At 72.5% G+C, this 1846-nt stretch carries 2 protein-coding genes; both read left to right on the top strand.

Annotated elements, in window-relative coordinates; translation table 11 throughout:
• Positions 1 to 206: 206 nt before the first annotated feature.
• Positions 207 to 398 (top strand): hypothetical protein, encoded by a 192-nt coding sequence (locus tag AC27KI_RS23870; RefSeq protein WP_487116209.1) that lies wholly within the window; start codon positions 207 to 209, stop codon positions 396 to 398.
• Positions 399 to 494: 96 nt separating this feature from the next.
• Positions 495 to 1592 (top strand): tRNA preQ1(34) S-adenosylmethionine ribosyltransferase-isomerase QueA, encoded by a 1098-nt coding sequence (queA, locus tag AC27KI_RS23875; protein WP_487090927.1) that lies wholly within the window; start codon positions 495 to 497, stop codon positions 1590 to 1592.
• The last annotated feature ends 254 nt before the right edge of the window (positions 1593 to 1846 follow it).

Here is a 1846-nt window from a genome sequence, read left to right on the forward strand (position 1 = left end):
CTCCTGGCCCGCGATGCCCGCGCCGGACCCGCGCATCCGCGCCGCGGTGATCGCCGACCCACTGAACTTCTTCACCCCCGAGACACTGCAGGCCGTGAAGGCCCCCGTGCAGCTGTGGGCCTCCGCGCTGGGCGGCGATGGCGTCACGCCCGGCAGCGTCGAGGCCCTGCGCCACGCGCTGCCGGCCGCCCCCCGAATGGCATGGGGTGCCCCAGGCGGGGCATTTCGCGTTCCTCGCGCCCTGCTCCGCCGCCCTGGCCGAGCGGCTGCCCGCCCTTTGCCGCGATGCGCCCGGCTTCGACCGCATCGCCTTCCATGCAGCGTTCCACCGCGAGGTGATCGCGTTCCTGCGCCAGCAGTTGGCGCCGGCAGGAGCCAGCGGCCCTTCCGCACGTTAAAGGCCGGCGGGCTCGCGCCCAGTGCCCATGGGACAATCGCGCGCTGTCTTTGGTCGTTTATTCCTTGGAACGGGCCCGTCCGGCCCTCAAGTCCCCATGCCTGCCAGCCCCCGCACCTTCACGCTCAGCGATTTCGATTTCACGCTGCCCCCGCAGCTCATTGCCCAACACCCCGCCCCCGAACGCAGCGCCTCGCGCCTGCTGGACGGCCGCAGCACCGAGCCGGCCGACCGGGTCTTTCGCGACCTGCCCGGGCTGCTGCGCGCGGGCGACCTGCTAGTGTTCAACGACACGCGCGTGGTCAAGGCCCGCGTGTTCGGCGAGAAGGCCAGCGGCGGCAAGCTGGAGCTGCTGATCGAGCGCGTGCTGACCGGCAACGAGGTGGTGGCGCACATGAAGGTGAGCAAGAAGCCCCTGCCCGGCGCCGTGGTGCATCTGGCGGGCGGATTGGCCGGTGGCGGCTTCGACGCCACGCTGCTGTCGCGCTGGCCCGAGGACGACGGCCCGCTGTTTCGCTTCGCGCTGCGGGGCCCCGCGGGCGAGACGCCCTACGACCTGATGGAGCGGCACGGCCACCTGCCGCTGCCACCCTACATCGAGCGGCACCAGGAGGGCGGCGAGGACCCCGATGCCGCCGAGGACGCACAGCGCTACCAGACCGTCTTCGCCCGGGCCCCCGGCGCGGTGGCAGCCCCCACGGCGGCGCTGCACTTCGATGCGGGTGTGCTGGCCGACCTGGAGGCCCGCGGCGTGGAGCGCGCCAGCGTCACGCTGCACGTGGGCGCCGGCACCTTCCAGCCCGTCAAGACCGAGAACCTGGCCGAGCACCAGATGCACAGCGAGTGGTACGAAGTGCCCCTGGCCACGCTGGCCGCGCTGGAGCGCTGCCGCCAGCGCGGGGGCCGCGTGGTGGCGGTGGGCACGACGACCGTGCGCACGCTCGAATCGTGGGCCCTGAGCGGCCAGGCCACGGGCGACACGCGCATCTTCATCACGCCCGGCTTCGGCTTCCGGGTGGTGGACGTGCTGGTCACCAACTTCCACCTGCCCAAGAGCACGCTGATGATGCTGGTGAGCGCCTTCGCGGGCTACGAGCATGTGATGGGCCTGTACCGCCACGCCATCGCGCAGGGGTACCGCTTCTTCAGCTACGGCGACGCCATGCTGCTGCAGCGCCCGCAGCCGGCGCACTGAACGCGGGCCGCCCGCGCCGTGACGAACCGCTCCGAGACGCCGCCCCCCGCCGCCGCTGCACGCCCTGCGCAGCCGCGCCGCGGCCGTCGCGGGCATTGGCCTCACCGTGGGCGCCTGCGCATGCTTCGCGGTACTGGACGCCACCACCAAATGGGTCAGCGCCGCCGTGCCGCTCTTCATGGCGCTGTGGCTGCGCTACCTGTTCCAGGCGCTGCTGACCACGGTGTTCGTGCTGCAGCGCGAAGGCGTTGCCG

This window comes from Acidovorax sp. KPB24-03 (assembly GCF_057546605.1).

Coding starts and splice junctions, on each gene's coding strand:
- queA (WP_487090927.1), top strand. CDS start 495: ATGCCTGCCAGCCCCCGCACCTTCACGCTCAGCGATTTCGATTTCACG.